At 33.3% G+C, this 3103-nt stretch carries 2 protein-coding genes and 1 tRNA gene; 2 read left to right on the top strand and 1 reads right to left on the bottom strand.

Annotation, left to right across the window (positions count from 1 at the left end; all coding sequences use genetic code 11):
• Window positions 1-441, bottom strand: a 441-nt coding sequence (locus RMN92_RS02565) for an FAD-dependent oxidoreductase (protein ID WP_309607897.1), incomplete at its 3' end; no start/stop codon positions are given.
• A 152-nt stretch (window positions 442-593) separates the two neighbouring features.
• On the opposite strand from RMN92_RS02565, the gene RMN92_RS02560 reads away from it, so the two are divergent.
• Window positions 594-671 (top strand) — tRNA-Pro (locus RMN92_RS02560).
• 243 nt (window positions 672-914) lie between these two features.
• A partial coding sequence (locus RMN92_RS02555; protein WP_309607896.1) for a DUF2339 domain-containing protein occupies window positions 915-3103 on the top strand: 2189 nt, incomplete at its 3' end.

The raw sequence follows: 3103 nt of genomic DNA, 5'->3' as shown, positions 1-3103 counted from the left end.
AAAGAACCCATCGCAAATTGCACAAGCAGAAACGCCACCACCCATTTTCAAATAGTGTTGTTCAGATTCTAAGCCAAGATACTTTGCAGTAGCACCAGTTGAAATAATTACTGTTTCACAATGCAATTCTTTGGTATCATTAATCCAAACTTTATGCACATCTCCAGAAAAATCGACTTTGGTTGCCCAACCATCTCTTACGTCTGTACCAAAACGTTTGGCTTGTTGTTCAATCCCAACCATCATTTCTGGACCAGTAATTCCCTCGGGATTTCCAGGCCAATTTTCTACTTCATTGGTGGTGGTTAGTTGTCCACCAGGCTGTGTTCCTTGGTATAAAACTGGAAACATATTGGCTCTAGCTGCATAAATTGCTGCTGTATATCCTGCGGGACCTGAACCTATTATTAGGCATTTTATTTTTTCGATTGTATCAGACATTATATATTGTTTTTGAGAATGCAAAGATAAACCTTTATTGTAAAATTTTTGCATGGAAGTAAATCCAAAATAACTATGTTCTTATAAATTTTATTTATTTTTAAAATTCCTTTTTTTAACAAAAATATAAACTTATATTTGCACTCCATTTACGGGGTGTAGCGTAGCTCGGTTATCGCGCCTGCTTTGGGAGCAGGAGGCCGCAGGTTCGAATCCTGCCACCCCGACCAAAAGCTGAACAGAAATGTTTGGCTTTTTTTGTTTATGATTAAACCATATACAAACTACCCACAACAACCACTTATTTCTTGAAAATCCAAAAACATTATTATATTTACATTTACTAATAGTAAATTGTTGATATGGAAATTTTTTTACTCCTTGTTTTAGTAGGGTTTTTGTTTGTTATTAAAAGCAATTTTAATTCGAGATTTGATTATCTTCAAGATCGTTTTGATGATTTGAATAAAAAAATGGATTCTTTAAAAGTTGGAAATTTTACTGATGATGTAAAAAAACCAGTAGAAAAACCTATAGAAAAAGCACCTGTTGCTGCTACTCCACAAGTTGCAAAACCAATTCCTATAGCCGAAGAAGTGAAACCTCCAGTAATTAAAACAGTTGTTGAGGAGAAAACAGAAGAGAAAATTGTTTTTACGATGGATTCATATTCTGACGCCAAACCTGAACCTAAAAAACCTTATGCAACAGTTGCAGATAAAAAACCTTATGTAGCCGTTGAACCTCAAAAATCATTTGTAGAAAATTTTAAAGACAATAATCCTGATTTAGAAAAATTTATTGGCGAAAACCTGATTAGCAAAATTGGTATCTTGATTCTAGTTTTGGGAATCAGCTATTTTGTAAAATTTGCTATTGATAAAGATTGGATAAACGAACCTGCTCGTGTGGGTATTGGCGTGCTTTGCGGTGCGCTTGTTATGGGAATTGCACATAAATTGCGTACCAATTATGCCGCATTTAGTTCGGTTTTGGTGGCTGGAGCCATTGCCATTTTCTATTTTACAATTGGTATAGCTTTTCACGAGTATGAATTGTTTAGTCAAACTGTAGCATTTTCAATTATGGTCGTTATAACTGCATTTAGCTGTTTGGTTTCGTTGTCTTACAACAGAATTGAACTGGCAGTTTTATCGCTCATTGGTGGCTTTGCCGTTCCATTTATGGTAAGTACAGGTTCTGGAAATTATGTGATTTTATTCAGCTATATTTTGATTTTGAATGTCGGAATTTTGGCAATGGCCTATTACAAAAAATGGAATCTAGTAAACGTTCTCGCTTTTATATTTACAGTCATATTATATACTGGTTGGCTTACTCGCGAATTTGCAGAATTGAAACCACACTATTTAGGTGCTTTTTGTTTTGGGTTCGCTTTTTATATTTTATTTACTTTAATTAACATTATTAATAATTTAAGAACACAAGGTACTTTTACCAAAACACAACTTTCTATTTTTATAGCCAATACTTTCTTATTTTATGGCGCAGGAATGGCAATTTTAGATAGTTATCATCCTGAACTAAAAGGTGTATTTACAGCATCTATCGCAGCAATGAATTTGTTTTACGCTTGGTTTTTGTACAAGAAATTTGGTTTAGACAAAAATGCTATTTATTTACTCATTGGTTTGACTTTAACTTTTATAACTTTAGCTATTCCTGTTCAGTTTGAAGGCAATTATATTACATTATTTTGGGCTGGTGAAGCAGTTTTATTAATGTGGTTGGCTCAAAAATCGAATATTGCCAGTTACCGTTTTGGAAGTATTATTGTGCATGTTTTAATGTGCATCAGCTTAATGATGGATTGGGGGAAATATTACAACAATTTTACAGTTGAACTAAATGTTGTTATAAATCCAATATTTGTAACAGGTATTGTAGCGATTGCATCACTATTCTTTGTTTATTTTTTACTAAAAAAAGAGGACGAATCTGTCAAACAAATGGGAATAGTTTTCAATCCAATTGGGTATCGAAAATTTATTTTTGTGGTGGGTATTTTAGTTGCTTATATAGTCGGAATGGCTGAAGTTTTTTACCAATCTGAAGACTACATTAAACAATATGATTCGGCAATAGCATTCCCAATTTTATATCACCTATTATTTTCTGGTGTGTTGTTTTATTTCTTGCTCAAAAAAGAAAATCAAATGGCAAGAAATATGGCTTCCTTAATTGCCATAGTGAATATTTTTCTTTTTGCTACTGTATTTTCAAATGTAGCTTTTAGCGAACATCGCGAATATATTGCAAGTGGCGTTCCGCAAAGTATTGCATTTTATCTGCATTATATATCGCTTGTTATCACCATTTATTTTATGTACAGTTTATACAAAATGCACACCAATAAGTCAATTGGAGATTTCCTAGAAAAGAAATTTTTTGTATGGCTTTTTGCCTTTTTCATTATATACATAGCAAGCACTGAAGTAATGCTACACGGATTGGTTATTGGCAACTCCCCAGTTAACTCAACTGATATTATGGCTTACAACAAACAATACAACATTGTCTACGAAAACGCTACAAATTCAATGAACGATTACACAAAAGACAATATTGCTCGTGAAAAAATCGATTTGCTCAGAACTACCATCTGGAAAACCAGTTTCCCAGTTTTATGGGGGATTTTTGC

Origin of the sequence: Flavobacterium sp. (assembly GCF_031363805.1) — a bacterium.
GTDB lineage: Bacteria > Bacteroidota > Bacteroidia > Flavobacteriales > Flavobacteriaceae > Flavobacterium.
The sequence above is the reverse complement of the archived record's forward strand: the minus strand, read 5'-3'. Positions and strand labels throughout refer to the sequence as shown.